We start from the raw sequence: 23,457 nt of genomic DNA, 5'->3' as shown, positions 1-23,457 counted from the left end.
GCGCTCTGTGTGCCCGCGGGTTTACCGCGGCCGGGGGGGGGGTGGGGGGGGGGGGGGGGGGGCCCCCCCCCCCGGACCCCCGCTCCTCAATCGCCGGAGGGGCTTGAGATGCCGCTTGGATGCCGCTCAGAAGAACGTGCGGATGAAGTCCGTGACCGTGCCGTCCGCCGCCACGAGCGGAATCAGCTGCCACTTGTCGAAGCTCGTGCAGGGGTGGGACAGGCCCATCCCCACCCAGTCCCCGACCTCGAGGCGGGCGCCCTCGTCCGTGCGGACCCAGGTGTGCTGGTCGGACAGGCCGGTCACGGTGATCCCCTCGGCCGGCCGCTCCGAGCCGTCCCGGCCCGAGCGCACCACCTGCGCCTCGGGCAGGTCCAGGTCGTACGCCGCGTCGCGCTTGCCCGCGTTGAGGAACGCCTGCCCGGCGGACGGGCGCGACACCACCTGCGCCCACAGCCGGAACGCGGGCCGCAGCGCGCCCTCTTCCGGGACCCGGTTGAACGGCGTGATGTGGCGGTAGTGCCCGTCGTCGTGCGAGACGTACGCCCCCGAGCGCAGCAGCTTGAGCACGGGGGCGGAGAGCTCCGGGACGCCGGCGAACACGTCCGCCACCGCGTCGAACCACGCGCTGCCGCCCGCGCTGATCACGATGCGCTCACCGGCCCCCAGGGCGCCGAAGCGGCCCGCCGCGTCGAAGTCGGCGGCCAGCGCGACGAGCCTGCGCAGCCAGGCCCGGACCCGGTCGCCGTCCGCGTCCGGCACCTCGCCCTCGTATCCGGCCACGCCGACCAGGCGCAGCGTCGGCGCCCCGGCCACCGCGTCGGCCACGGCGGCGCAGTCCGCCTCGGTCCGGGCACCGGTGCGCGCGCCCTCGCCCGCGCCCAGCTCCACGACGACGTCGACCGGACGGGAGGCGCCCGCGGCGCGCAGGGCCTCGTCCATCAGCTCGACGCCGCGCACGGAGTCCACGTAACAGATGAAGGCGAAGTCCGGGTCGGCGTCCAGTTCGCCAGCGAGCCAGCGCAGCGCGGCGGCGTCGACCAGCTCGTTGGCGAGGAAGATCCGGCCGACCCCGAACGCGCGGCAGACCCGCGCCTGGTGGGGAACGGCGGCCGTGATGCCCCACGCGCCGTGCTCCAGCTGGCGGGCGAAGAGCTGGGGGGACATCGAGGTCTTGCCGTGCGGGGCGAACGCGAGGCCGTGGCGTGCCGCGTACGTCTCCAGGAGCGCGAGGTTGTGCTCGACCGACTCGGCGGACAGCGCGAGCACGGGGGTCGTGAAGCCGCCGTCGAAGAGGTTGCGGCGTTCGGCGGCCAGGGCGCCGACGGTCAGGCCCTCGGCGTCGGGCGGGAGGCCCTTGAACCGGTGGTCGACCGGTTCGTCGGCGAGAGCGGTCACGTGGTGCGCGGCGGCCATGGAGTCTCCTCGGTCCGGTCAGCATGGTGATTGCAACATATGCAACACCCATTGCGTATATCGCTCAGGGCTGTCTAACATCCGAGCCGACGCCCGGTCAATGGTGAGTGCCGGTGCCGCCGCCCGACTGCTGAGGAGCCCCGCGTGTCCGGAACCACGCCCGCCGACGTCGTGTGCCTCGGTGAGTCCATGGTGACGTTCCTGCCCTCGCGGCCCGGGCGCCTCGCCGATGTGCCGTCCTTCGACCGGGGCATCGGCGGCGCCGAGTCCAACGTCGCCTGCGCGCTGGCCGCGGCCGGGCACCGGGCGGCCTGGGTGAGCCGGGTCGGCGCGGACGGCTTCGGCGACCACCTGGTCGAGGCGGTCGCCGCGTACGGCGTGGACACGTCCTTCGTGCGGCGCGATCCTTTGCGGCCGACCGGGATCTACTTCCGTACGGCCACGGACCGGGCCACGGATGTCCACGAGGTGGCGTACTACCGGGCGGGGTCCGCAGCCTCCGCGATGTCGCCGTCCACCGTGCCGTACGACGGCCTGCCCGCCGGGCGGGTCCTGCACCTCTCCGGGATCACCGCCGCGCTGTCGGCGGACTGCCTGGCCCTGCTCCACGAGCTGACCGCTTCCCGGGAGGGGCGGCCGCTGATCTCGTTCGACGTGAACTTCCGGCCGGGGCTGTGGCGGGGGGAGTCCCCCGCGGTGCTGCTCGCTCTGGCGCGGCGGGCGGATGTGGTGTTCGTGGGGGAGGACGAGGCGGAGGCGGCGTGGGGGGTGGTGGGCGCCGCGGCGATCCGGGAGGCGCTGCCGGAGCCGGGGGTCGTCGTGGTGAAGCGAGGCGCCGACGGGGTGACGGTGTTCTCTCACGACCCGGGGCTCCGCCCCGGACCCCGCGCCTCAAACGCCGGCGGGGCTGATGAGGTCACCCACGTCCCCGCGCTCCGCGTGGACGTCGTCGCCCCCGTCGGCGCCGGCGACGCCTTCGCCGCCGGGTTCCTGTCCGCCACCCTTCGCGGGCTCCCGGTCCGGGACCGCGCCCGCCACGGCCACCTCATGGCCGCCGCCGTCCTCACCGTCCCCGGCGACCTCACCGCGCCCCCCGCCCGCGAGCACGCCGACCGGCTCGCCGCACTGGACGACGACGCGTGGGGGAGACTGCGTCTCGGCCCCGGGTGGACGGGGGACGACACGGAGGTACGTACGCCATGAGCCAGACCGTCGACCGCGCGCTGAGCATCCTGCCGCTCCTCGCCCAGGGGCCCGCCGACCTCGGGCAGGTCGCCGACCGCCTCGGCGTCCACAAGTCCACCGCGCTGCGCCTGCTCCGCACGCTCCACGAGCACGGGCTCGTCTACCGGCAGCAGGACCAGCGCTACCGCCTCGGCGCCCGGCTGTTCGCGCTCGCGCAGGAGGCCGTGGAGAACCTCGACGTACGCGAGATCGCCCACCCGCACCTCGCCGAGCTGAACGAGCTCTGCGGGCACACCGTCCACCTCGCCGTGTACGAGGAGAACGAGGTCCTCTACATCGACAAGGTCGAGAGCCGCTACCCGGTCCGGATGTACTCGCGGATCGGCAAGCCCGTCGCGATCACCGTCGCCGCCGTGGCCAAGCTGCTCCTCGCCGACCTGAGCGAGGCCGAGCGGCGGGCCGTCGCCGACAAGCTCGACTACCCCATGTACACGCCCCGTTCGACGCCCGGCGCCGCCGCGTTCCTCAAGGAGCTCGCCGCCGTACGCGAACAGGGCTGGGCCACCGACCTCGGCGGCCACGAGGAGTCCATCAACTGCGTCGGCGCCCCCATTCGCGGCGCCGACGGGCGCGTCGTCGCCGCGATGTCGGTCTCCGCGCCGAACGTGGTCGTCACGGCCGAGGAACTCCTCACCCTGCTCCCCCTGATCCGTCGGACCGCCGACACCATCAGCCGGGAGTACTCCGGCAGCAACCGACCCAAGAAAGCCTGATCCGCCATGACCGAGAAGACCGCGCTCACCCCCAGCACCCACACCACCCCGCCCGCGAAGTTCTCGCACGGCGTGCGCAAGGGCAACATCCTCCAGGTCGCCGGCCAGGTCGGCTTCCTGCCCGCCGTCGAGGGCCAGGCGCCCACCCCGGCCGGCCCCACCCTGCGCGAGCAGACCCTCCAGACCTTCGCCAACGTCAAGGCGATCCTGGAGGAGGGCGGCGCGAGCTGGGACGACGTGATGATGATGCGCGTCTACCTCACGGACGTGGACCACTTCGCCGAGATGAACGAGATCTACAACACGTACTTCGCCGAGCAGAACCTCAAGGAGGCCCCGGCCGCGCGCACCACGGTCTACGTCGGCCTGCCGAAGGGCCTCCTCATCGAGATCGACGCCCTCGCCGTCCTGGGCTGAGCCATTCGCGTCACCCGCACCCCGCCCGGCACGGCGCCGCACACCCCCACGGCGCCGTGCCGCGGTCCCCCCTGCCCAAGAACATGGACCAACAACGGAGTTACCCATGCAGCTCGCCGCAGGCCCCACCCCGCCCGAGACGCCACCCCACACCGGTGGACTCCTCCTCCTCATCGACGGCACGCCCGGTCTGCTGACCGTCGCCGCCCTCGGCATCGCGCTCCTCCTCTTCCTGATCATCAAGATCAGGCTCCAGCCGTTCGTCGCGCTGCTCGCGGTCTCCATAGCCGTCGGCCTGGGCGCGGGTCTCTCCGTGACCGAACTCTTCGGCACCGTGCAGAAGTCCGCCGCCGTCTCCGTCATCGAATCCGGCATGGGCGGCATCCTCGGCCATGTGGCGATCATCATCGGCCTCGGCACGATGCTCGGCGCGATCCTGGAGGTCTCCGGCGGCGCCGAGGTGCTCAGCGCCCGGCTGCTGCGGCTCTTCGGCGAGAAGCGCGCCCCGCTCGCGATGGGCCTGACCGGTCTGATCTTCGGCATCCCGGTCTTCTTCGACGTCGGCATCTTCGTCCTCGCGCCGATCGTCTACGCCGCTGCCAAGCGCCCCCAAGTTCTCGACTCCGCTCGAACAGGGGGGACCCCCCACGGAAAATCGATCCTGCTGTACTCCATGCCGCTGCTCGCGGGCCTGTCCATGACCCACGCGTTCCTGCCGCCCCACCCCGGCCCGGTCGCCGCCGCCGGTCTCTTCCACGTCTCGCTCGGCTGGGTCATCCTGATGGGCGCCCTCGTCGGCATCCCGTCCGTGCTCGCCGCCTGGGGTTACGCCGCCTGGATCGGCAAGCGGATCTTCGTGGACGTCCCGCAGGACATGGTGGAGGCCGCCCAGGAGGCGAAGGACGCCGTCGTCGCCGAGCAGCGGGCCGCCGGGGTCACCCCGCGCGAGGAGCCGGTCGCGCTCTCCACCGTGCTCGCCATCATCGGCACCCCGCTGATCCTGATCCTCGCCGCCACGTTCTCCTCGATCGCCATGGACCCCTCGACGGCCCGCTCGGTCATCGAGTTCTTCGGGAACCCCTTCGTCGCCCTGACGATCGCGCTGCTCCTCGCGTACTACCTGCTCGGCATCCGGCGCGGCTGGTCCCGCAAGTCCCTGGAATCGGTGTCCACCTCCTCGCTGAAGCCGGTCGGGAACATCCTGCTCGTCGTCGGCGCGGGCGGCATCTTCGGCGCCGTCCTCAAGGGCAGCGGCATCGCGGACGCGCTCGCCGACACCTTCAACGACGTCGGCCTGCCCGTCATCCTGCTGGCCTGGCTGATCTCGGCCGTGCTGCGCGTCGCCCAGGGCTCGGCGACCGTCGCCATCGTCACCACCGCCGGCATCGTGGTCCCGCTGGTGGAGAACCAGGGCTTCTCGCAGGCGCACCTCGCGCTGATCATCATGGCGATCTCGGCCGGCTCGATCATCGCCTCGCACGTCAACGACGGCGGCTTCTGGATGGTGTCGAAGTACTTCGGCATCTCCGAACGCGACACCCTGAAGTCCTGGACGGTGCTCGAAACCGTCCTGTCGGTCGCCGGGTTCGCCGTCGCGGCGCTGCTCAGCCTGGTGATCTAGCCGTACGTCTCCGCGCGCCGGTACGCGTACGGGTCAGGCGGCCGAGGCGCAGATGATGCTGCGCCCCTGGTTGACCTGCCAGTACCAGAACCGCTCGCCGGGCCCCGCCGGACAGGTCCAGTTCTGGCCCTTCTTCGGGGCCCGGTAGAAGCCGGTGATCCGCAGGATCGACTGACCCGCCTCGGGCACCTTGGACGCGTTGCAGCGCCACACCACCGTGAGGTCCGCGTTGGTCTCCCCGTTGACCTTCGCCGGGAAGCACTGGCCCGCCCGGTAGACCCGGTCCAGGCACAGGGTCCGGGTGACCCCGTCGTCGCCCGACCGGCTCCACCAGGTGAAACCCGCCCCCGTGTCGCAGGAACCGGACGCGCCGGCGCGGGTGCTGACCCGGTTGACGTGCATGTACGCGTTCGAGGCGGTGCACTTCACCCGGATCGGGCGGCTCGCGCTCATGTTGTCGTAGCCGTCGTTGTACACGTTGAGGCAGTCACCCGCGTGCACGGCGGCGAACGCCCGGTCGGTGGAGTCCATGGTGGGCCTGGGGGTCGGCTTGGGGGTGGGGGTCGGGTCTTCCGTCACGGTGTCCGTGTCGGTGTCGGTGTCGGTGCCGGAGTCGCTGTCCGTCGAGCCGCCGCCGCTGCTCGACGTGTCGGTGTCCGTGTCGGCGCTCGCGCTGTCGTCCGTGTGCGTGCCGAGGTCGCTGCCCGAGGTGACGGAGCCGGACGCGCTGCTGCCCGACGCCGAACCGCCGTCCGGCTTCTCCCACGGCTGCCACGTCAGCAGCCCCGCCACGGCGACCAGCGCGAGCAGCCACCCCAGGGCGGCGCCGCCGGAGGACGACGAGCCGGTGCGCGGCCCCGCCGGGACGGGGGCCGGTGCGGGCGAGGCGGCCCGGGCCCGCGCCTCCCGCTCGGCCCGGTCCCGCTCGGCGCGCTGCCGGGCGGCCCGCTCCCGCTCCGCCCGCTGCCTGGCCGCCCGTTCCTGCTCGGCGCGTTCGCGGTCGGCCCGCTCCTGGGCCGCCCGCACCCGCGCCGCGCGCTCGGCCTCCAGGCGGGCGGATTCGCGGCGGGCGGCCTCCGCGCGCTCCCGCTCCGCCTGCCTGGCCGCCTCCGCCTGCCGGCGGGCCGCCCGCTCCGCCTCCTCGCGCTCCGACTGCTCGCGCTCCGCGCGCTGCCGCTCGGCCAGCCGGGCGAGGGCCGCCATCTCGCGGCGGGTGCGGTCGCGGTCGGCCCGGGCCTGCCGCTCCGGCGAGTACACCAGCGTCGGAGGCGGCTTCGGCACGGCGCGCGTCCGCTGCGTCCCGGTCGGGGTGCGCGACGGGCCGCCCGGGGGTCGGCCGCCCGCCCATTCCCGGCCCTGGTCCGCGTACGCGTCGATCAGCGCCGTCCACCGCGGCGGCAGCCAGCGTGTGCCGCTCGTCGCCATCGGCAGCCCGGCCTGCTGCTCCCGGAACCGGGCCAGCAGCTCGGCGGGGGTCGGGCGGTGCCGGGGCTGGACGGCCAGGCACGGCCGGATCGTCGCCACCAGCTCCTTGGGCAGCCCGGACAGGTCGAGCTCGCCGCGCTGCACCCGGGCCAGCAGCCGCAGCGTGTCGCCGTCCGCGCGGTAGGGCGCCCGGCCGGTGGCCAGCAGGAAGAGCGTGGCGCCCAGCGAGTACACGTCGGAGGCGGCCGTGGACTCCTCGCCGCGCGCCTGCTCCGGCGAGGTGAAGGCGATCGTGCCCAGCGTGAGGCCCGTCAGGGTGAGGTCGCTGGCGTGCGAGATGCCGAAGTCGATGACCCGGGGCCCGTCCAGCGGCAGCAGCACGTTCTGCGGCTTCACGTCGCGGTGGACGATCCCCACCCCGTGCAGCGTGACCAGGGCCTGGGCGGTGCCGGCCGCGATCCACCGGACGGCCGAGGCGGGCAGCACCCCGCAGGAGCGGACCAGTTCGGAGAGCGGGGGCGCGGCGATGTAGTCGATGGCCATCCAGGGCCGCGCGGCGTCCGGATCGGCGTCCCGCACCCGCGCGGTGAAGGCGCTGTCCACCCGCTGCGCGACCGCCACCTCACGGGCGAAGCGCCGCCGGTCGGTGTCGCCGACCCGGCCCTCCGTGAGGAGCGTCTTCACGGCGACGAGGTCCCGGCCGCCGGCCCTGGCCAGGTAGATCCGGCCCATGCCGCCGGACGCCAGCCGCCCGAGCAGCCGGTACGGCCCGAGCGTCACCGGATCGTCCCCGCCCAGCGCTTCGATCCGCGCCCCGGCCATGTCACTCCCCCCGTCGCCCCAGCACCGCGCCCCACAACGGTGCCACGTCCGCGCGCGGACAGCCATGCGGCGAGGCAACTCCCGTACAGGACTGTTGCGTTACCGGTATCGAAGCCGCGCCCGCAAGCGGTGCCGGCAGGTGCCCCTTGCACGCAGCAGCGCCGCCGGGGGAGCGGCGGCGCTGCTGGTCATGGGGATGTGGTCTACGGGAGGCCGTGGACGTGCGGGCCGACCGCGTTCGACCAGGCGTTGCCGGCCGTGGCGTCCCAGTTGGTCGACCAGGTCATCGCGCCGCGCAGCCCGGGGTACGTCTTCGACGGCTTGAAGCTGCCGCAGCCGGTGCCCTTGGTCAGGCAGTCCAGCGCCGCGTTCACGACCGACGGGGCGACGTAGCCGCTGCCCGCGCCGCGGGTGGAGGCGGGGACGCCGAGGCCGACCTGCGACGGGTCGAGGCCGCCCTCCAGCTGGATGCAGGCGAGCGCGGTGAGGAAGTCCACCGAACCCTGCGAGTAGACCTTGCCGTCGCAGCCGAGCATCGAACCGCTGTTGTAGTACTGCATGTTGACGACGGTCAGGATGTCCTTGATGTTGAGCGCCGTCTTGAAGTACTCGCCCGCGGTGGACTGCATGTCGATGGTCTGCGGGGCCATCGTGATGACGAGGCCGGAGCCCGCCTTCTGCGACAGCGAGCGCAGCGCCTTCGTCATGTAGGTGGAGTTGAGGCCGTTCTCCAGGTCGATGTCGACGCCGTTGAAGCCGTACTCCTGGATGAGCGCGTAGACGGAGTTGGCGAAGTTGGTCGCGGACGCGTCGCTGTTGACCGAGACCGAGCCCTTCTCGCCGCCGACCGAGATGATGACGTTCTTGCCGGCCGCCTGCTTCGCCTTGATGTCGGCCTTGAACTGGTCGACGGTGTAGCCGTTCAGGCCCGCCGTGTCCAGGTTGAAGGTGACGGCGCCGGGCGTGGTCGTCGCGTCGGCGAAGGAGACCGCGATGATGTCGTAGTTCGCGGGCACGTCGCTGAGCTTCTGGACGGTCGCGCCGTTGTTGAAGTTCTGCCAGTAGCCGGTGACCGCGTGCTTCGGCACGGAGGTGCCCGGATTCGGCTCGGTGCCACCGGACTTGGCGGTCCGGCCGCTGACGGTCGCCGACTTCACGGACTCACCGGCCGCGTTGGTGGCGGTCACCGCGAACTGGTACGCCGTGTCGGCCGCGAGACCGGTGACGGTGGCCGAGGTCCCGGTGGAGGTGGTCGCCTTCACGCCGTCCTTGTAGACGGTGTAGCCGGTCGCGCCGGACACCGCGTTCCAGGAGAGGGCGATGGAGGACGTGGTGGTCGAGCCGACCGCGAGCCCGGCCGGGGCGCCGGGGATCGACGGGCCGGGGTCGGTGCCGCCGCCGCCGTCGGGGCCGGTCACCGAGAAGTCGTCCACGAAGTAGGCGGCCTGGCCGTACCAGCCGTGCGTGTACACGGTGACGGACGTGGTGTTCGCACCGGTCGTGAAGCTGGTCTTCAGCTGCGTCCAGCCGGTGGAGCCGGGCGTCCACGTCGAGACGTCGGTGGTTCCGGTGCCGCTGGCGCCCAGGTAGACGTAGCTGCCCTGGACCCAGGAGCTGAGCTGGTACGTCGAGTTGGGCTTGACGGCCACGGTCTGCGAGCACTTGGCGTTGTCCAGGCCGGCCGGGGCGGCCTGGAGGGCGGAGGTGCCGCCGTGCACGGGGGAGGAGACGGCGGTGCCGGAGTTTCCGGTACACGTCCAGCCGGCGAGGCCCGATTCGAAGCCGGCGTTCTTGGCGACGTTGACGTCGGCGGCCTCGGCGCTGGTCACGAGCCCGGTGAGGGTCAGGGCGCCGGCCGCGACGACGGCCATGGCGGAGCCGAGCACCGGACGGGTGCGGCGTCGTCTGCGGCTCGGGGCGGGGGAACGATCCACTTGCTGCCTCCGGGAGGAGTCGGGGATGGCGGGGGGCGACACGGGGGGTGCCGGGGGGTGTGGAATCGAGGAACGGTGGCCACCGCTGGCCGATAAACTGGTCCAGACCAATCAAGTTGTCAAGACCTCTGGCGGTCTCCGGTCCCCCCGGAGCCGCCCGATGCCCCATCACCCGTGCTCCACGGGCTTCTTGAAAGTGTTCTCTGTCCTGCCGTACGTGGATAAAGTGCTCAGGCGGGAGCATCCGAGCGGAAGCACCCGGCGGGAGCGAGTGCGGCCGGCGGTACGCGGCGGCCCGAGGAACGGGGAGCGGCGTGCCGACAGCCATAGCAGTGACCGGTCCCGGTCTCGCGCTGCCTCCGCAGGACCGCCAGACGCCCCCGGCGGTCGTCCTGCGCGCCCCCGGCGAGCAGTCCCTGGACCATGCGGTGGACGACATGCGGCTCCTCCTGGAGCAGCACGGACACGTCATCGCCGTCTACCCGGCCGGCCTCCCCGCCGCGCACGAGCGCCGGCTGCACACCGTCCGCTCGGTCCTGGAGAGCGACCGGATCGCCCTGCTCAAGTCGGACCTGCCGCCGCTCGGCGTCGCCGTCCTGGTGCGCCAGTTACGGCAATTGTCCGTCTGCGACTTCAGCGCCGGGGTCATCGCCTCCGCCGCGAGGCTGCTGTCCCACTACGTGCACGCCGGCGCGCTGCTCCACTCCGTGACCCGGCTCGACCGGGTGCCCGTCAGCCTCAAGTCGCACGCCAAGTCCTGGGTCCCCGGCTCCCAGTTCGGCGTGCTCGCCAACCCGGAACCCCAGCTCGTCAGGGTCGGTACGGGGGAGCTGAACGGCCCCCGCTTCGCCACGCACCTCCTCGTCGCCCGGGGGCAGTCCCCGTCGGAGTGGGTGACCGGCACACTGGCCCGGGCGTGGCAGGTGCAGGCGGTCCACGAGGCCGTGCTGCCCGACGAGTCCGCCGCCTGGTGGGGCACCCCGAAGATGATCGAGTTCGCGGCCTACCTGCCCGACATCTCGCTGATCCACCAACTGGTCTCCTCGGTGCGCAGGGAGGTCTGCACCTGGTGCGGCAACGAACTCATCGGCGACCGCTGCGGCCTCTGCAACGCCCCCCTGAGCCCACCCGAGGACCGCACCCGCGGCCCCGCCGCCCTGAACCCCTGAGGCCCCCCGCGAGCCCCGCCCCGTACCGCCCGTCGGCCCACACACCCCAACGAGGTTGCTCAGCCCATGAATTCACGGCAACGCCGCGGCGTCATCCTGCTCCTCCTGTCGGTCCTGTGCGCCCTCGCCGCCTTCGCCGGGGTGATCTGGGTGATCGGTGACGTGAACTCGAAGGTGGGCCCCGAGGTGACCGCGTACCGGGTCAGGACCACCATCGCGCCCTACAAACCCCTGGAGGCGGACCAGTTCCAGAAGATCTCGATGCCCGAGCGCTGGCTCTCCAAGAGCGCCGTCACCGACCTCTCGGCCCTCCGCGGCAAGATCGCCGTCACCGAGCTGCACCCGGGCTCGCTGCTCCAGGAGGACATGCTGGTCGACCGCCCGAAGCTGAAGAGCGGGCAGCAGGAGATCGCCATCATGATCGACGCCGCGACCGGCGTCGCCGGCAAGATCCGGCCGGGCAACCTCGTCAACATCTACGCCACCTTCGCCGGCCGCACCGACAAGGAGAAGCCCACCTCGCGCGTCATCGTGGCCAACGCCCGGGTCATCGACGTCGGCCGGCTCACCTCCCTCGAACCCAAGCCGGAGGACCGGGGCGACGGCCCCACCGAGGCCGTGCCGATCACCTTCGCCCTGGACACCGACGACGCCCAGCGCGTCGCCTACGCGGAGTCCTTCGCCGAACACGTACGCCTCGCCCTGCTCCCCGCCGACAGCCCCACCACCCTGAGCCCGGGCGAGGGCAGCTACAACCTCGACGAAGACAAGAACAGGTGAGCACCGGATGAGCACACGCATCCTCCCGGCCGTCGGTGACGCCGACGCCGCCCGCGCCGTCTCCGGGCTCCTCGGCCAGCTCCCCGACGCGGAGCCGGCCGCCCCGCTCGGCGACTCGACCTCCCTGCTCGACACCCTCGCCCGGCTCGCCGCCGAATCCCTGGACGAGCTGCCCGAGGTCGTCCTCGTGCACGAACGGATCGGCCCGGTCCCGGCCCTGGAGCTGATCCGGGAGGTGGCCCTGCGCTTCCCCGCCGTCGGCGTCGTCCTCCTCACCGCCGACACCAGCCCCGGGCTCTACTCGGCCGCCATGGACTCCGGCGCCCGCGGCCTGGTCGGCCTGCCCCTGTCGTACGAGGAGCTGGCGCAGCGCGTCCAGGCCGCGTCCGGCTGGTCCGTCGGGGTCCGCCGCCACCTCGGGGCCGGCGCCGAGCTGCACACCGGACCCGGAGGCACCGTCGTCACCGTCAGCGGCGCCAAGGGCGGCGTCGGCACCACGGTCACCGCCGTCCAGCTGGCCCTGGCCGCCGCCGCCTCCGGGCACACTGTCGCGCTGGCCGACCTGGACCTCCAGTCGGGTGACGTCGCCTCCTACCTCGACGTGCAGTTCCGCCGGTCCGTGGTCGACCTCGCCACCATCCAGGACATCTCGCCCCGAGTCCTCCAGGACGCCCTGTACAACCACGACACCGGCGTCGCCCTGCTCCTCGCCCCGGCCGACGGCGAGCGCGGCGAGGACGTCACCGACCGCGTCGTACGCCAGACCGTCAGCGCCCTGCGCCACCGCTACGAGGTCGTCGTCCTCGACTGCGGTACGTACCTGAACTCGGCCAATGCCGCGGCGGTCGAGATGGCCGACCGCACCGTGCTCGTCACCACCCCGGACGTGGTCGCCGTCCGGGCCGCCAAGCGCATGGTCCGCCTCTGGGACCGGCTCCAGATCCGCAAGGCCGAGGAGACCATCACCCTCGTCAACCGCCATACCCGCCACACGGAGATCCAGCCCGCGCTGATCGAGAAGATCACCGCGACCAAGGTCGCCCGGATCGCCGTGCCGGCCAACTTCAAGGAGCTCCAGGCGGTCGTGGACGCCGGGCGCCTCCAGGACCTGGACGCCAAGTCCACCGTGAAGCAGGCCCTGTGGGGGCTGGCCGGCGACCTCGGTCTGGTCAAGAACGCGGAGGCGGCCGCCCGGGCGGGCAGGCCGAAGGGTGAGCGCGGCGGGCCGGGCGGCCGGCGGGCGCGGGCGAAATGAACACCGAGGGGGAGTGGAGCGCCATGAACCTCTTACCCGCGCACCGGCGCCGGGCGGCGGCGGGCCGCGACGTCCGCTCCGACCGGGGCCAGACCGCCATCGAGTTCGTCGGCACCCTGCCCCTGATCCTCCTCACCCTCGCCCTGCTCTGGCAGGCGGGGCTCGTCTGCTACGCGTACATCCTCGCCGGGAACGCCGCCGACAAGGCCGTCCGGGCCGCCGCCGTCGCGGCGGGCGACCCCGGGGCGGCCTGCGAGCGAGCGGTCCACGAGGACGTCCCCGGCGGCTGGTCCGCGGTCGTGGAGGCCTGCGGCGGCACCGGCGAGCTGGTCACCGTGCAGGTGCGCGTCGACGTACCGCTGCTGTTCCCCGGGGCGTTCAGCGTGCCCATGCACGCCACGGGCGAGGCCAAGGCCAGGAACGAGAGGCGGGACGCATGGTGACCCGGCGCCGCTCCGGCCCCCGGCAGCGCGGGCAGGCCGCCGTCGAGTACGTGGGCGTGCTCACCCTGCTCCTCCTCGTCGCGCTCGCCGTGGCGCAGCTCGGCATCGCCGTCTACGCCGCCCAGCAGGCGGGTACGGCCGCGCGGACCGCGGCCCGGGTGGCGTCGACCGAGGACCAAGAGGGCCGGGCCGCCGCCGTCGCGAAGCAGTCCATGAGCGGCTGGCTGGCCGACGGGGCCTCGGTCACCGAGGAGACCGGCGGTGACGCCGTGACCGTGCGGGTGCGGGTTTCCATCCCCGGCCTGCTGCCGATGCTCTCCTTCGGCTCCGTCGAGAAGAGCGCCACCATGCCCCGCGACTGACCCCGACCGAAGCGGCGCCGACCGGAACCGAAGGAGTTGAGCACATGAGCCTGCGGGCACGCATCACCAGCCCCGAACCCGTGAACGGGATGAGCGAGGAGAGCCGGCTCGTCGGCGCCTACCGCGCCAAACTGCTGGAGGAGATCGACCTCGCCGAGATGTCCGCCCTCGCGGCGGCCGACCGCAGGGCCCGGCTCGAACGCGTCCTCGGCCACATCATCAGCCGCGAGGGCCCCGTCCTGTCCTCCGTGGAGCGCTCACAGCTCATCCGCCGGGTCGTGGACGAGGCGCTCGGCCTCGGCATCCTCGAACCGCTCCTGGAGGACGCCTCCATCAGCGAGATCATGGTCAACGGCCCCGAGCAGGTCTACGTGGAGCGCGGCGGCCGCCTCGAACTCCTCCCGATGCGCTTCTCGTCCCACGAGCAGCTGATGCAGACCATCGAACGCATCGTCTCCACGGTCAACCGCCGGGTGGACGAGTCGAACCCCATGGTCGACGCCCGCCTCCCCTCCGGCGAGCGCGTCAACGTGGTCATCCCACCGCTCTCCCTGTCCGGCCCGATCCTCACCATCCGGCGCTTCCCCCGGGCCTTCACGCTCCAGGAGATGATCGCGCTCGGCTCGCTGGACGAGCACATGCTGCTGCTGCTCGCCGGCTTCGTCCGCGCCAAGTTCAACGTGATCGTCTCCGGCGCCACCGGCACCGGCAAGACCACCCTCCTGAACGCGCTCTCCGGGCTGATCCCCGACGGCGAGCGCATCGTCACCATCGAGGACTCCGCCGAGCTCCGGCTCCAGCAGTCCCACGTCATCACGCTGGAGAGCCGGCCGCCCAACGTCGAGGGCAAGGGCCGGGTCACCATCCGCGACCTCGTCCGCAACTCCCTGCGCATGCGGCCCGACCGCATCATCGTCGGCGAGGTCCGGGGCGGCGAGACCCTCGACATGCTCCAGGCCATGTCCACCGGCCACGACGGCTCCCTCGCCACCGTGCACGCCAACAGCGCGGAGGACGCGCTGATGCGGCTCCAGACCCTCAGCTCCATGTCCGAGGTCGAGATCCCGTTCGCCGCGATCCACGACCAGATCAACAGCGCCGTCGACGTGATCATCCAGCTCACCCGGCACGGCGACGGCTCCCGCCGCGTCACGGAGATCGCCGTCGTGGACTCGTACGGCCGCGAGGACTACCGCATCGTCTCCGTCTGCCGCTTCGACGCCCTCCCGATGGCGGCCGACGGGCGCGTGTACGGGCAGTTCGCGTACTTCCCCGTGCCCCGCCGCGTCGCGGACCGCTTCTACATGGCGAACGAGACCGTGCCGGCGGCGTTCGGCATCGCCCACACGGACGAGCAGCTGCTGACCCGTACGCCCACGGCCTGACCCCTCCACCCCCGCTCGGAAGGCGCTTCCCGACATGGACAACCTCCCGCTCCTGACGGTCGGCGTGACCCTGCTCGCCGGTGTGCTCGCCGTCGTCGGCCTGCACGTCTTCGCCGCCGGCAGGGAACAGCAGCGGGCCCTCATCGACCGCCTCTCCCGGACCGGCCCCCCGGCGATCGCGGGGCGCGCCCGGCGCTTCCGGTCCGTCGACCGCAGGCTGCGCCGGACCCGGCTCGGCAAGCGCATCGAACGGAAGCTCGCGGTCACCGGCCTCGACCTCACGCCCGGCGAGTACGCCGTGTACGTCGTGGGCGCCCTGCTCGGGCTCTACCTCGTCACCGCGGCCGTCTTCGCGCCGTTCTTCGGGCTCCTCGCCGTCCTCATCGGCGCCTGGGGCGGCAACGCCTTCCTCAACTGGCAGCGCGCCAGACGCACCGAGGCGTTCATCGGCCAGCTCCCCGAACTCACCCGGGTCCTCGCCAACGCCACCCAGGCCGGACTCGCCCTGCGCACCGCGATCTCCATGGCCGTCGAGGAGCTGGACGACCCCGCCCACGAGGAACTGCGCCGCGTCGCCGACCGCCTGGCGATCGGGCACTCCCTGGACGACGCCCTGAACGAACTCGTGGAACGGCTGCCTTCCCGTGAGCTGACCGTCCTCGTCTCCACGCTCATCCTGTCCAACCGGGCGGGCGGCACCATCGTCTCCTCGCTGCGCAACCTCACCAACACGCTGGAGGAACGCAAGGAGACCCGGCGCGAGGTGACCACCCTCCTCTCGCAGGTGAAGGTCACCGCCGTCGCCGTTCCCGTCCTCGGGCTGCTCTTCCTGCTCCTCATCAACACCATGAGGGGCGGCGCACTGGACGACATGGCCGCCGCGACGACCGGCCGCATCGCGATCGTCGTCGCCGTCGGCCTCTACGGCCTCGGCTTCTTCCTGATCAACCGCCTCACCCGCGTCCGCATCTGACGGCCGGAAAGGGACGAGGAGACACAGATGGAACTCCTGCTCGCCGTCGTCATGGGACTCGCCGTCCTCGGCGTCTTCCAAGGCATCCGCATGTACCGCGCGGACGCCAAGCTCCCCGGCGACCTGGCCGTCGCCCTGGAGATCGGCGCCAGCCGCACCAGCGCCGCCGGCTCGGCCGTCGACCGCATCGGCATGCGGTACGCACCGCGGGTCCTGTCGCTGATGGGACCCCGTCGCGTCGACCGCATCCGCCGGAAGCTCGACATGGCCGGCAACCCGCGCGGCCTGACCGTCGACCGCTACGCCGCCCGGCGCGCCGTCTTCGGCGGCCTCGGCGTCCTGGCCGCCCTGGCCATGCTGATGAACGGGCAGGTGGTGCTGGCGGTCATCCTGCTCGTCTACGGCCTGTTCTGGACGGACGTGATCATCCGGGCCGCCATCAGCCGCCGCAAGGACGACATCGAGCGCACCCTGCCCGACTTCCTGGACGTCCTCGCGGTGGTCGTCTCCGCCGGGCTCGGCTTCCGGCAGGCGCTGGAACGGGTCTCGGAGAAGTACACGGGCCCGTGGTCCGACGAACTGCGCATCACCCTGCGCCAGATGGACATGGGCGTCAGCAGACGCGAAGCGTTCGACCAGCTCCGCCGGCGCAACGAGTCCGAACAGGTCTCCATGTTCGTCTCCGCCCTCCAGCAGGGCGAGGAGCTGGGCGCGCCCATCGTCGACACCCTGATCCAGATCGCCAACGACATGCGCCGCACCGACGCCCAGAACGCCCGCCGCAAGGCGTCCAAGGCGGTCCCCAAGGCCACGCTGATCGTCACGAGCTTCATGCTCCCGGGCACGATCATCCTGATCGCGGTCGGGTTCTACTACGCGGCGAACGTGAACATCAACGAGATCTTCGGCAGCTGACACCACGAAGCGGCTTCCTGGGAGGGCCATTTGTGGGACATTCGGAGCTGAGTGGGCGGGAGGTGAAGGCGATGGACGTGAACGCGTCGGGCGCGTCCCATTTGCGGATCACCGCAGTTTGTTTCATCAACATCGGCCAACGACCGATTCCCGGTCGGTCGAAATCGAAGGGGGCACCATGACGGACATGATGTTGCAAGCTGTTGTCGTCACGCGGACGTACGTCGACGGCTGGAAGAACACCGTCATGGAGGCGGTAAAGCGCCGCAGCGACAAGGGGCAGGGTGCGATCGAGTATGTCGGCATCACCATCCTCGTGGTCGCGATCGTGATCGCTCTGATGAGTACGAACCTCGGTACGACGATCGCCACGAAGTTCAAGGCGAAGATCGATTCCGTCCTCAACGGGGGATCGGGTGGGGGGTCGGGCGGGGGATCGAAGGGGTGAAGCGCGAATCGGGGCAGGCCACACCGCTGTACATCGCAGCGGTGACGGGCGTGCTCTTCGTCGCGTTGATCTTCTTGGCGTTCGGTGAAGCCGATATCGAGCGCAATGGTGCGCAGAGTGCGGCCGATGCCGCCGCGTTGGCAGCGGCCAAGGAATCGCGCAGCCTGCTCGCACCGGATCTGGAGGCCCACCTCACGGACCCCGATTACTTCGACTCCGTGTTCAACGCCGCCTTCGCCGGAGTGCCCGGCGAAGCATGCGGGAAGGCGTCGGAGTTCGCCGCCCTGAACAAGGCAAGCGGTGTCCAGTGCCGGCCACTGTCCGACGGCAGGTGGGGCTATGAGGTCAGCCTGAGGTCCGACAAGGGCATGAGCGCGAACGTCGTGCCGGGCATCGGTGGAAAGAAGGCGGAGGCCGTGGCCGTGGCCGTTGTCGAACCACGCTGCACGTTCATCCCGGTCCCGGACAGGGACCCGGCCGAAGATCCCGAGCCGGCCCCTGACGCGCCGGAAGGACCGGATACACCGGATGGGCCGATAGGCAAGGTTCGCTGTGAGGGTGGCTTGGAATGGGGGATCGATCCCGAGGGAACGGAACCCATGCCTGACATGGCCGATTTCTTCTCCGTTCATCTGGCTGAAAAGTGACCGGTCGTGAGTGAGTGCAAAGGAACTGGAGCAATGAGTATTCGGTACGTGAGAAGCATGCGCCGAACCGGTGCCGCAGCATTGCTGATCGGGGCCTTGACCTTTTCCGCGGCCGCTTGTGGCGGTGGCGACAAGGACGACGGAGGGAACAAGGCACCTTCGCGCTCGTCCGCGGAGTCCGAGGCCGGCGACAAGAAACCCTCCCGGGAGAGCGAAGCAGATCCGGACAGCAGTAAGGTCCTGGCGACCGTCAAGGGCGGGATGGGCGTCGACATGGTGATCCGTACCGCCGAGCGGGACCAGGGCGGCTTCCTCACGCTGACGGGCGAGCTGAGGAACACCTCCGGCAGCCGTGTGGTCACGCCTGTCGAGTGGAGCGGCAAGGAAGAAGCGGTTGTCGCGACGGGCCCCTCCCTGGCGGCGATGACGCTGGTCGATTCCCAGGCCAAGAAGCGCTACTACGTGCTTCGGGACACCAACGACCGTCCACTGACCACGACGAACTATGACTCCGGAATCGACGCGGGCGCGAGCCTGCCCTTCTTCGCACAGTTCCCGGCACCCGCTCCGACGACTTCCGAGGTGAGCGTTCAGTTTCCGGGCTTCAGTTCGGCCACGATCGAGATCTCCGGATGACCCCCCGCCGCGTCACAACAACCCTCCTCGCCGGGGTGGTCGCCCTGGGGGTCGTCGGGGTCGTGGCCCCCCACGCGGTTGCCGGTGACAGTCCCTACCCCTCCGCGTCCGCCGAACCCCCCGTCGAGATCGACCCCCACGACACCGATCTGAAGCTCCCCGAAGGCGCCACCCTCGCCCCGCCCAAAGTCCTCGACATCAAGTCCGTCATCGAGGACCTCGGCGGCGAGGAGCGCCGTGAGGACACCAACGCCGACATCAAGTTCGCCCTCCAGGCGGAGGTGCTCTTCGGCAAGGACAGCGCCAAGCTCAGCGGTGAGGCCAAGGGGCGGATCAACGCCATCGCCGAGGAGATCGAGCGGCAGGACGCCAAGAAGGTCCGGGTGTTCGGGTTCACCGACGACCTCGGCTCCTCCGAGCACGGTGACGTGCTGTCCAAGAAGCGCGCCGAGGCCGTCCACAACGTGCTGGACGAGGCGCTCGGCGGTTCCGGGATCACGTTCGAGATCCGGGGCTACGGCGAGGACTACCCGATCGCCAGCAACGAGGACGAGGAGGGCCGCCGGAAGAACCGCCGCGTGGAGGTCTCCTTCCAGCGCGGCGAGTCCGGCTCGCAGAGCTGACCCGCACCGTGCGGCGGCGGCCCCGCGACCGGGCCGCCGCCGCACGGGGGATCAGTACAGGGCCTTGTACGTGTTGAAGCCGTACCCGATCCGTACCCGCTTGTTCAGCTCGCCCGTCCCGGTGGACGTGTACCGGTACAGGTCGCCGTAGCCGTTGACCCCCACCAGGTCGGCCTTGCCGTCCCCGTTGAGGTCGCCGACGGCGGCGAACTTGTTGTAGATGTCGAAGCCGAAACCGATCTCGACCCGCGCCTTCAGCGGCGCGGACGCCTTGCCCGTGCCCTCGTACAGGTACAGCGTGCCGTCCTTGGCGATCGCCACCACGTCCGCCCGGCCGTCCCCCGTGAGGTCCCCGGCGCCGACGATGTGGCGGTACGAGCCGTAGCCGTAGCCCACCTTGACCTTCGCCGCGAGCGCGGTGCCCTTGCCGTTCCCCTGGTACAGGTACAGGTCGCCCTTGCCGTCGCGCGCGAGGATGTCGCCCGCGCCGTCACCGCTCAGGTCGCCGGGGCCGATCAGGTCGTTGTAGACGTCCCAGCCGCCGCCGATCCGCTGGCCCGCGATGTAGAGCACGCCCTCGTGTACCCAGAGGTTGTCCGCACGGCCGTCGTCCGCGAGGGAGGAGGCGACCCGCACCCACCCCTCGGGGAAGGCGAACCGGCTTTCGCGGGCGAAGAACTCGCCGTTGTTCCTGGAGTCGTACACGTACCCGGAGCCCTCGGCGGTGACCCCCATGACGCTGCGCTTGCCGAAGTCCGGGACACCGCCGGCCCCGACGAACATGGCCGCCTTCTGCCACCCGAACGTGCCGTGGATACGCGCCCGGTAGTGACCGTAGCCGGAGAAGCGGTAGAGGTACGTGTCGCCGTTCGGCGTGCGGCCCATGAGGTCGCCGTTGCCGTCCCCGTTGATGTCGTCGACACCCACGAGCTGGTTGTACGTGTCGAACCCGTAGCCGATCTTGGACGCGGCCTTGAAGGGCTTCGACGCGTCCCCGGTACCCATGTGGAAGTACAGGTCACCGGCGGGGGTCCGGGTGACGACATCGCCGATGCCGTCGCCGGTGGAGTCGTTCAGGCCGACGATCTGGTCGTACGTGTTCCAGCCGGAGGCCACCTTGACGGCGGGCTCGAAGGGCTGGCCCTCGATGCGTCCGGTGGAGACGTAGAGGTAGACGTCACCGGCGGGCGTGCGCGCGATCAGGTCGTTGTGCCCGTCCCCGGTCAGGTCGCCCGGCGCGACGATCTTGTTGTACTTCTGCCAGCCCGTTCCGGACCAGGTGGGAGTGCCCCCGGTCGGGTCCATGCCCACCATCGGGTGCAGGGTGAGCGTGCCGGACGCCGTCAGGGTGAGGAGCTCGGGCATGCCGTCGCCCTGCAGGTCACCCGGCGCGATGACGTCCTTGTAGACGAACCGTTCATTGGGGTCGGCGGGGTCGCGGAACCCGACGGGGTAGTCGGCCACCGTCCCGCCCACCGACTGGAACAGGTACCCCTCCCGCGTCTGGTAGAGGATGTCGCTCTTGCCGTCGCCGGTGATGTCCATGCGCGGCGTCGAGCCGACGGCCTTGGGCGCGTCGGCGGCCTTCGGCGCGTCGGCGCCCTTCGCGTCGTCGGCCGAGGCCGGGGCCGCCAGCAGCATGCCGGCGGAGAGGACGAGCGCGGTGCAGGCCGCGACCCGGCTCGCGCGCTTCGACCGCGCGTGGCCGGTGCGGCCGGATTTCAGTGAAGACAGGTGCAAAGCCCCCCCAGGGGTGGTCCATGAGTGTGTGACCAGCGGGACAGAAGTTGTTCAGTGGTAAATCAGCTGGTGTTCATATGACTGATGCCTGGCCCCTCCGGAGGGGCCAGGTTTCAGCCATCAAACTGATGGACTATCGGCCATTCACGCCGCCTCCGCACGCTCCACCACTCGCCCGGCGTCCAGTTCCAGCCGCTTCCCGCGGAAACGGTCCCGCAGTCGCCGGTCGTGCGTGACCACGACCACCGCACCCCCGAACCCGGCCAGCGCGCCCTCCAGTTCCTCCACCAGCGCCGGGGAGAGGTGGTTCGTCGGCTCGTCCAGCAGGAGCAGGTCGGCGGGTTCGCCGACCAGGCGGGCCAGTTCGATCCGGCGCCGCTGCCCGTAGGACAGCTCACCCACCCGCAGGCGCAGGTCCGCCGGGCCGAACAGGCCCAGCGACAGCAGGTGTTCCGTATGGGCGTCGAGGTCACCGCCCCGCCCGTGGGCGTACGCCTCCGGGAGCGTCAGACCGGCCGGCCACGGCGTCTCCTCCTGGCGCAGGTGCCCGACCCGGCCCCGCGTCCGCACGCTCCCCGCGTCCGGCCGCAGCTCACCCGCGAGCACCCGCATCAGCGTCGACTTGCCGGCCCCGTTCGCCCCCGTGACGAGCAGCCGTTCGGTGCCCCCGATCCGCAGCGCGGGTACCGAGAGGCGGCGGCCGACGCGGACCCCGGCCAGCTCCGCCGCGACCGGGGGAGCGGACGCCCCGGCGGTGGTCACCCGGGCGGCGAACACCAGCGGATCGGGCGGCGGCGCGACCGGCCGCTCCGTGAGCCGTTCGACGCGCTCCTTCGCGTTGCGGATGCGGACCATCGCCCCGTGCCCCCGCCCCCGCGCCCGGAACCCGCCGTGCCCGAACACGCTGAGCGGCACCTTGCGCGGGATCGCGTCCAGCCGGGCCACGTTGGACGCGGCCAGCTCCCGGTTGCGGGCCAGCTCGGCGCGCCAGTCCTCGTACTCCCGCAGCCGGCGCCGGCGATCGGCGGCCTTCGCGGCGAGGTACCCCTCGTAGCCGTCCCCGTACCGGGTCACCCGGCCCTCGCCGACCTCCAGGATCGTCGTGGTGACCCGTTCCAGGAACACCCGGTCGTGCGTCACCGCGAGCACGGTGCCCCGGTGCGCCCGCAGGTGGTGTTCCAGCCAGTCCACCGCCCGGTCGTCCAGGTCGTTGGTCGGCTCGTCGAGCAGCAGCAGCTCCGGCCGGGAAGCCAGCGTCCCCGCCAGCGCCAGCCGCGACCGCTCGCCGCCCGACAGCGTGGACAGCGGCCGGTCCCGGTCCAGTCCGGGCAGCCCGAGACCGTGCAGGGCGATGTCCACCCGCGCGTCGGCCTCGTAACCGGCCCGCGCCTCGTACCGGGCGACGAGCCGCGCGTACGCCTCCAGCGCGGCGGTCAGCTCCGCCCCGGTCAGACCCGCGAGCCCGGCCTCGGCGCGGCGCATCCGGGCCTCCAGGTCCCGCAGCCCCGCGAGCGAAGCGTCCACCGCGTCCTGGACGGTGGCCCCGGCGGGCAGGGCGAGCGACTGGGCGAGATGGCCCGTGCCGCCGGGCGCGACGACGGTCAGCTCACCGTTGTCGGGCCGGTCGAGCCCGGCGATCAGCCGGAGCAGCGTGGACTTGCCCGCCCCGTTGTCGCCGATGATGCCGGCCCGCTCGCCGGGCCTGACGGTGAACGTGACGTCGTCCAGCACGACGCGGTCGTCGTAGCGGCGGGTGACGTTCTGAAGTGTGAGTTGTCCGGTGTGCATGAAAAGCCCCTGATTCTCGGCCCGTGCCGATCGATGCGCGGTGGTGGGGCGCGTCCGCGCACGCCGACGGCACACCGGGGCCGCGTGTCGGAAGGGCAGGCGGGCGTCACGGAGTCACAAAGGCATGAGAACGCGGATGCGCAGGAGAATGCGCCGCTGCGGAGTCGAGCTCAACGCAGGCGCAGGGGGAATGTCACAGAGAACCCATGCGCACCAAGGTAGGCGGGGGCCGGGGCGTCGGCAAGCGCTTTTCGGTCGCTCAACGATCACTTTCGGTCGCTCAACGATCGCTTTCCGCCGCGAGCTCCGCCAGGAGGTCCGGATCGCGCATCCCCGGCAGCTCGTACCCCCCGACTTCGTCCCACTCGATGTCCAGGTCGTCCATGTGCACGTGCCAGTCGGCGTCCGGCAGCGTCCGGCGCAACTCGGTGACCGAGTCCAGCACATGGGCGACCACCGGCAGCAGCCGGCCCGGGTCGAACGGCATCTTGGTGGAGCCGTCGAGGACGGTCCCCGGCTCCGCCGCCCCGGCGTCGTACAGGTACAGGCTCTCCTCGTCCTCGTACGGGAACGACGCCTGGCGCGCGGTGACGACGCGGGTGACGGCGCCCGACTCGGACCCGGTCAGCGGGGTCGCGCGGCGCGCGGTGTAGTAGAGGGAGACGCTCATGGGGGGAGCGTACGGGCGGGGTACGACAAC

Annotated in this window: 22 protein-coding genes; 16 read left to right on the top strand and 6 right to left on the bottom strand. The window is 71.7% G+C overall.

The genetic code is table 11. The annotated features are described in order from the left end of the window. Window positions 1-126: 126 nt before the first annotated feature. On the bottom strand, window positions 127-1,416 hold the full coding sequence (locus ACFUJY_RS08345) for an amino acid deaminase (protein WP_383296296.1): 1,290 nt from the start codon (window positions 1,414-1,416) through the stop codon (window positions 127-129). A 144-nt stretch (window positions 1,417-1,560) separates the two neighbouring features. Here ACFUJY_RS08345 and ACFUJY_RS08340 point away from each other — a divergent pair, with 144 nt between their 5' ends. From ACFUJY_RS08340 to ACFUJY_RS08325, 4 genes are all read left to right on the top strand, one after another. Then, window positions 1,561-2,619 carry a sugar kinase gene (locus ACFUJY_RS08340; protein ID WP_383296293.1) on the top strand — a complete coding sequence of 353 codons (1,059 nt, stop codon included), beginning with the start codon at window positions 1,561-1,563 and terminating at the stop codon, window positions 2,617-2,619. Then, the gene (locus ACFUJY_RS08335) at window positions 2,616-3,374 is read left to right on the top strand and encodes an IclR family transcriptional regulator (protein WP_383296290.1); all 759 of its coding nucleotides are present in this window, start codon (window positions 2,616-2,618) and stop codon (window positions 3,372-3,374) included. The genes ACFUJY_RS08340 and ACFUJY_RS08335 overlap by 4 nt, the downstream gene beginning before the upstream one ends. Before the next feature lie 6 nt (window positions 3,375-3,380). Further along, the gene (locus tag ACFUJY_RS08330) at window positions 3,381-3,791 is read left to right on the top strand and encodes a RidA family protein (protein ID WP_383296287.1); all 411 of its coding nucleotides are present in this window, start codon (window positions 3,381-3,383) and stop codon (window positions 3,789-3,791) included. 106 nt (window positions 3,792-3,897) lie between these two features. After that, window positions 3,898-5,412 carry a GntP family permease gene (locus ACFUJY_RS08325; protein WP_383296284.1) on the top strand — a complete coding sequence of 505 codons (1,515 nt, stop codon included), beginning with the start codon at window positions 3,898-3,900 and terminating at the stop codon, window positions 5,410-5,412. Between the two features lie 33 nt (window positions 5,413-5,445). Here the strand turns inward: ACFUJY_RS08325 and ACFUJY_RS08320 are convergent, their stop codons facing one another. Together ACFUJY_RS08320 and ACFUJY_RS08315 are read right to left on the bottom strand one after the other, a co-directional pair. Further along, entirely contained in the window at window positions 5,446-7,659 is a 2,214-nt protein-coding gene (locus ACFUJY_RS08320; RefSeq protein WP_383296281.1) for a serine/threonine-protein kinase, read from the bottom strand. Between the two features lie 203 nt (window positions 7,660-7,862). Next, a complete protein-coding gene (locus ACFUJY_RS08315) occupies window positions 7,863-9,530 on the bottom strand; it encodes a chitinase (RefSeq protein ID WP_383296506.1) in 1,668 nt (555 codons plus the stop codon). A 395-nt stretch (window positions 9,531-9,925) separates the two neighbouring features. Between ACFUJY_RS08315 and ACFUJY_RS08310 the strand changes: the two genes are divergently transcribed. The 12 genes from ACFUJY_RS08310 to ACFUJY_RS08255 all read left to right on the top strand — a co-directional run bounded on the left by ACFUJY_RS08310 (window position 9,926) and on the right by ACFUJY_RS08255 (window position 19,229). Beyond that, window positions 9,926-10,762, top strand: coding sequence for a hypothetical protein (locus tag ACFUJY_RS08310; protein ID WP_383296503.1), 837 nt, complete (start codon window positions 9,926-9,928; stop codon window positions 10,760-10,762). Between the two features lie 66 nt (window positions 10,763-10,828). Next, entirely contained in the window at window positions 10,829-11,542 is a 714-nt protein-coding gene (cpaB, locus tag ACFUJY_RS08305) for a Flp pilus assembly protein CpaB (RefSeq protein ID WP_383296278.1), read from the top strand. A gap of 7 nt (window positions 11,543-11,549) precedes the next feature. After that, window positions 11,550-12,797, top strand: a complete 1,248-nt coding sequence (locus ACFUJY_RS08300; protein WP_383296276.1) for a CpaE family protein — start codon at window positions 11,550-11,552, stop codon at window positions 12,795-12,797. 23 nt (window positions 12,798-12,820) lie between these two features. Further along, window positions 12,821-13,240, top strand: coding sequence for a TadE/TadG family type IV pilus assembly protein (locus ACFUJY_RS08295; protein WP_383296273.1), 420 nt, complete (start codon window positions 12,821-12,823; stop codon window positions 13,238-13,240). After that, window positions 13,234-13,602 (top strand): TadE/TadG family type IV pilus assembly protein, encoded by a 369-nt coding sequence (locus tag ACFUJY_RS08290; RefSeq protein ID WP_383296270.1) that lies wholly within the window; start codon window positions 13,234-13,236, stop codon window positions 13,600-13,602. Before ACFUJY_RS08295 ends, ACFUJY_RS08290 begins: the two co-directional genes overlap by 7 nt. A gap of 44 nt (window positions 13,603-13,646) precedes the next feature. Continuing rightward, window positions 13,647-14,987 (top strand): CpaF family protein, encoded by a 1,341-nt coding sequence (locus ACFUJY_RS08285; protein ID WP_383296268.1) that lies wholly within the window; start codon window positions 13,647-13,649, stop codon window positions 14,985-14,987. A 34-nt stretch (window positions 14,988-15,021) separates the two neighbouring features. Beyond that, window positions 15,022-15,960 carry a type II secretion system F family protein gene (locus ACFUJY_RS08280; protein WP_383296265.1) on the top strand — a complete coding sequence of 313 codons (939 nt, stop codon included), beginning with the start codon at window positions 15,022-15,024 and terminating at the stop codon, window positions 15,958-15,960. 27 nt (window positions 15,961-15,987) lie between these two features. Continuing rightward, window positions 15,988-16,875: a DUF5936 domain-containing protein gene (locus ACFUJY_RS08275; RefSeq protein ID WP_383296262.1), complete on the top strand. Its 888-nt coding sequence runs from the start codon at window positions 15,988-15,990 to the stop codon at window positions 16,873-16,875. A 178-nt stretch (window positions 16,876-17,053) separates the two neighbouring features. Beyond that, on the top strand, window positions 17,054-17,323 hold the full coding sequence (locus tag ACFUJY_RS08270; RefSeq protein ID WP_383296260.1) for a hypothetical protein: 270 nt from the start codon (window positions 17,054-17,056) through the stop codon (window positions 17,321-17,323). After that, the gene (locus tag ACFUJY_RS08265; protein ID WP_383296257.1) at window positions 17,320-17,970 is read left to right on the top strand and encodes a pilus assembly protein TadG-related protein; all 651 of its coding nucleotides are present in this window, start codon (window positions 17,320-17,322) and stop codon (window positions 17,968-17,970) included. The genes ACFUJY_RS08270 and ACFUJY_RS08265 overlap by 4 nt, the downstream gene beginning before the upstream one ends. Before the next feature lie 33 nt (window positions 17,971-18,003). Beyond that, window positions 18,004-18,606, top strand: coding sequence for a hypothetical protein (locus ACFUJY_RS08260; RefSeq protein WP_383296254.1), 603 nt, complete (start codon window positions 18,004-18,006; stop codon window positions 18,604-18,606). Further along, window positions 18,603-19,229, top strand: coding sequence for an OmpA family protein (locus ACFUJY_RS08255; protein ID WP_383296251.1), 627 nt, complete (start codon window positions 18,603-18,605; stop codon window positions 19,227-19,229). The genes ACFUJY_RS08260 and ACFUJY_RS08255 overlap by 4 nt, the downstream gene beginning before the upstream one ends. 51 nt (window positions 19,230-19,280) lie before the next feature. Here ACFUJY_RS08255 and ACFUJY_RS08250 read toward each other — a convergent pair whose 3' ends face one another. The 3 genes from ACFUJY_RS08250 to ACFUJY_RS08240 all read right to left on the bottom strand — a co-directional run bounded on the left by ACFUJY_RS08250 (window position 19,281) and on the right by ACFUJY_RS08240 (window position 23,427). After that, a complete protein-coding gene (locus ACFUJY_RS08250) occupies window positions 19,281-20,969 on the bottom strand; it encodes an FG-GAP repeat domain-containing protein (RefSeq protein WP_383296248.1) in 1,689 nt (562 codons plus the stop codon). A gap of 144 nt (window positions 20,970-21,113) precedes the next feature. Next, window positions 21,114-22,757 (bottom strand): TlrC/CarA/OleB/SrmB family ABC-F type ribosomal protection protein, encoded by a 1,644-nt coding sequence (locus ACFUJY_RS08245; RefSeq protein WP_383296245.1) that lies wholly within the window; start codon window positions 22,755-22,757, stop codon window positions 21,114-21,116. A gap of 280 nt (window positions 22,758-23,037) precedes the next feature. After that, complete coding sequence (locus ACFUJY_RS08240) at window positions 23,038-23,427, bottom strand: hypothetical protein (protein ID WP_383296242.1); 390 nt, start codon at window positions 23,425-23,427, stop codon at window positions 23,038-23,040. Between the last annotated feature and the right edge of the window lie 30 nt (window positions 23,428-23,457).

Source organism: Streptomyces sp. NPDC057249, from assembly GCF_042669245.1.
Taxonomy (GTDB): Bacteria; Actinomycetota; Actinomycetes; order Streptomycetales; family Streptomycetaceae; genus Streptomyces.
Note: the sequence above shows the minus strand (reverse complement) of the source record. Positions and strands in the feature narration are given on the sequence as shown.

Excerpts from the sequence above, each read along its gene's own strand:
- ACFUJY_RS08345 (WP_383296296.1), bottom strand. The coding sequence starts at position 1,416 with ATGGCCGCCGCGCACCACGTGACCGCTCTCGCCGACGAACCGGTCGAC.
- ACFUJY_RS08335 (WP_383296290.1), top strand. The coding sequence starts at position 2,616 with ATGAGCCAGACCGTCGACCGCGCGCTGAGCATCCTGCCGCTCCTCGCC.
- ACFUJY_RS08330 (WP_383296287.1), top strand. The coding sequence starts at position 3,381 with ATGACCGAGAAGACCGCGCTCACCCCCAGCACCCACACCACCCCGCCC.
- ACFUJY_RS08325 (WP_383296284.1), top strand. The coding sequence starts at position 3,898 with ATGCAGCTCGCCGCAGGCCCCACCCCGCCCGAGACGCCACCCCACACC.
- ACFUJY_RS08320 (WP_383296281.1), bottom strand. The coding sequence starts at position 7,659 with ATGGCCGGGGCGCGGATCGAAGCGCTGGGCGGGGACGATCCGGTGACG.
- ACFUJY_RS08315 (WP_383296506.1), bottom strand. The coding sequence starts at position 9,530 with ATGGCCGTCGTCGCGGCCGGCGCCCTGACCCTCACCGGGCTCGTGACC.
- cpaB (WP_383296278.1), top strand. The coding sequence starts at position 10,829 with ATGAATTCACGGCAACGCCGCGGCGTCATCCTGCTCCTCCTGTCGGTC.
- ACFUJY_RS08300 (WP_383296276.1), top strand. The coding sequence starts at position 11,550 with ATGAGCACACGCATCCTCCCGGCCGTCGGTGACGCCGACGCCGCCCGC.
- ACFUJY_RS08295 (WP_383296273.1), top strand. The coding sequence starts at position 12,821 with ATGAACCTCTTACCCGCGCACCGGCGCCGGGCGGCGGCGGGCCGCGAC.
- ACFUJY_RS08290 (WP_383296270.1), top strand. The coding sequence starts at position 13,234 with ATGGTGACCCGGCGCCGCTCCGGCCCCCGGCAGCGCGGGCAGGCCGCC.
- ACFUJY_RS08285 (WP_383296268.1), top strand. The coding sequence starts at position 13,647 with ATGAGCCTGCGGGCACGCATCACCAGCCCCGAACCCGTGAACGGGATG.
- ACFUJY_RS08280 (WP_383296265.1), top strand. The coding sequence starts at position 15,022 with ATGGACAACCTCCCGCTCCTGACGGTCGGCGTGACCCTGCTCGCCGGT.
- ACFUJY_RS08275 (WP_383296262.1), top strand. The coding sequence starts at position 15,988 with ATGGAACTCCTGCTCGCCGTCGTCATGGGACTCGCCGTCCTCGGCGTC.
- ACFUJY_RS08270 (WP_383296260.1), top strand. The coding sequence starts at position 17,054 with ATGACGGACATGATGTTGCAAGCTGTTGTCGTCACGCGGACGTACGTC.
- ACFUJY_RS08260 (WP_383296254.1), top strand. The coding sequence starts at position 18,004 with ATGAGTATTCGGTACGTGAGAAGCATGCGCCGAACCGGTGCCGCAGCA.
- ACFUJY_RS08255 (WP_383296251.1), top strand. The coding sequence starts at position 18,603 with ATGACCCCCCGCCGCGTCACAACAACCCTCCTCGCCGGGGTGGTCGCC.
- ACFUJY_RS08245 (WP_383296245.1), bottom strand. The coding sequence starts at position 22,757 with ATGCACACCGGACAACTCACACTTCAGAACGTCACCCGCCGCTACGAC.
- ACFUJY_RS08240 (WP_383296242.1), bottom strand. The coding sequence starts at position 23,427 with ATGAGCGTCTCCCTCTACTACACCGCGCGCCGCGCGACCCCGCTGACC.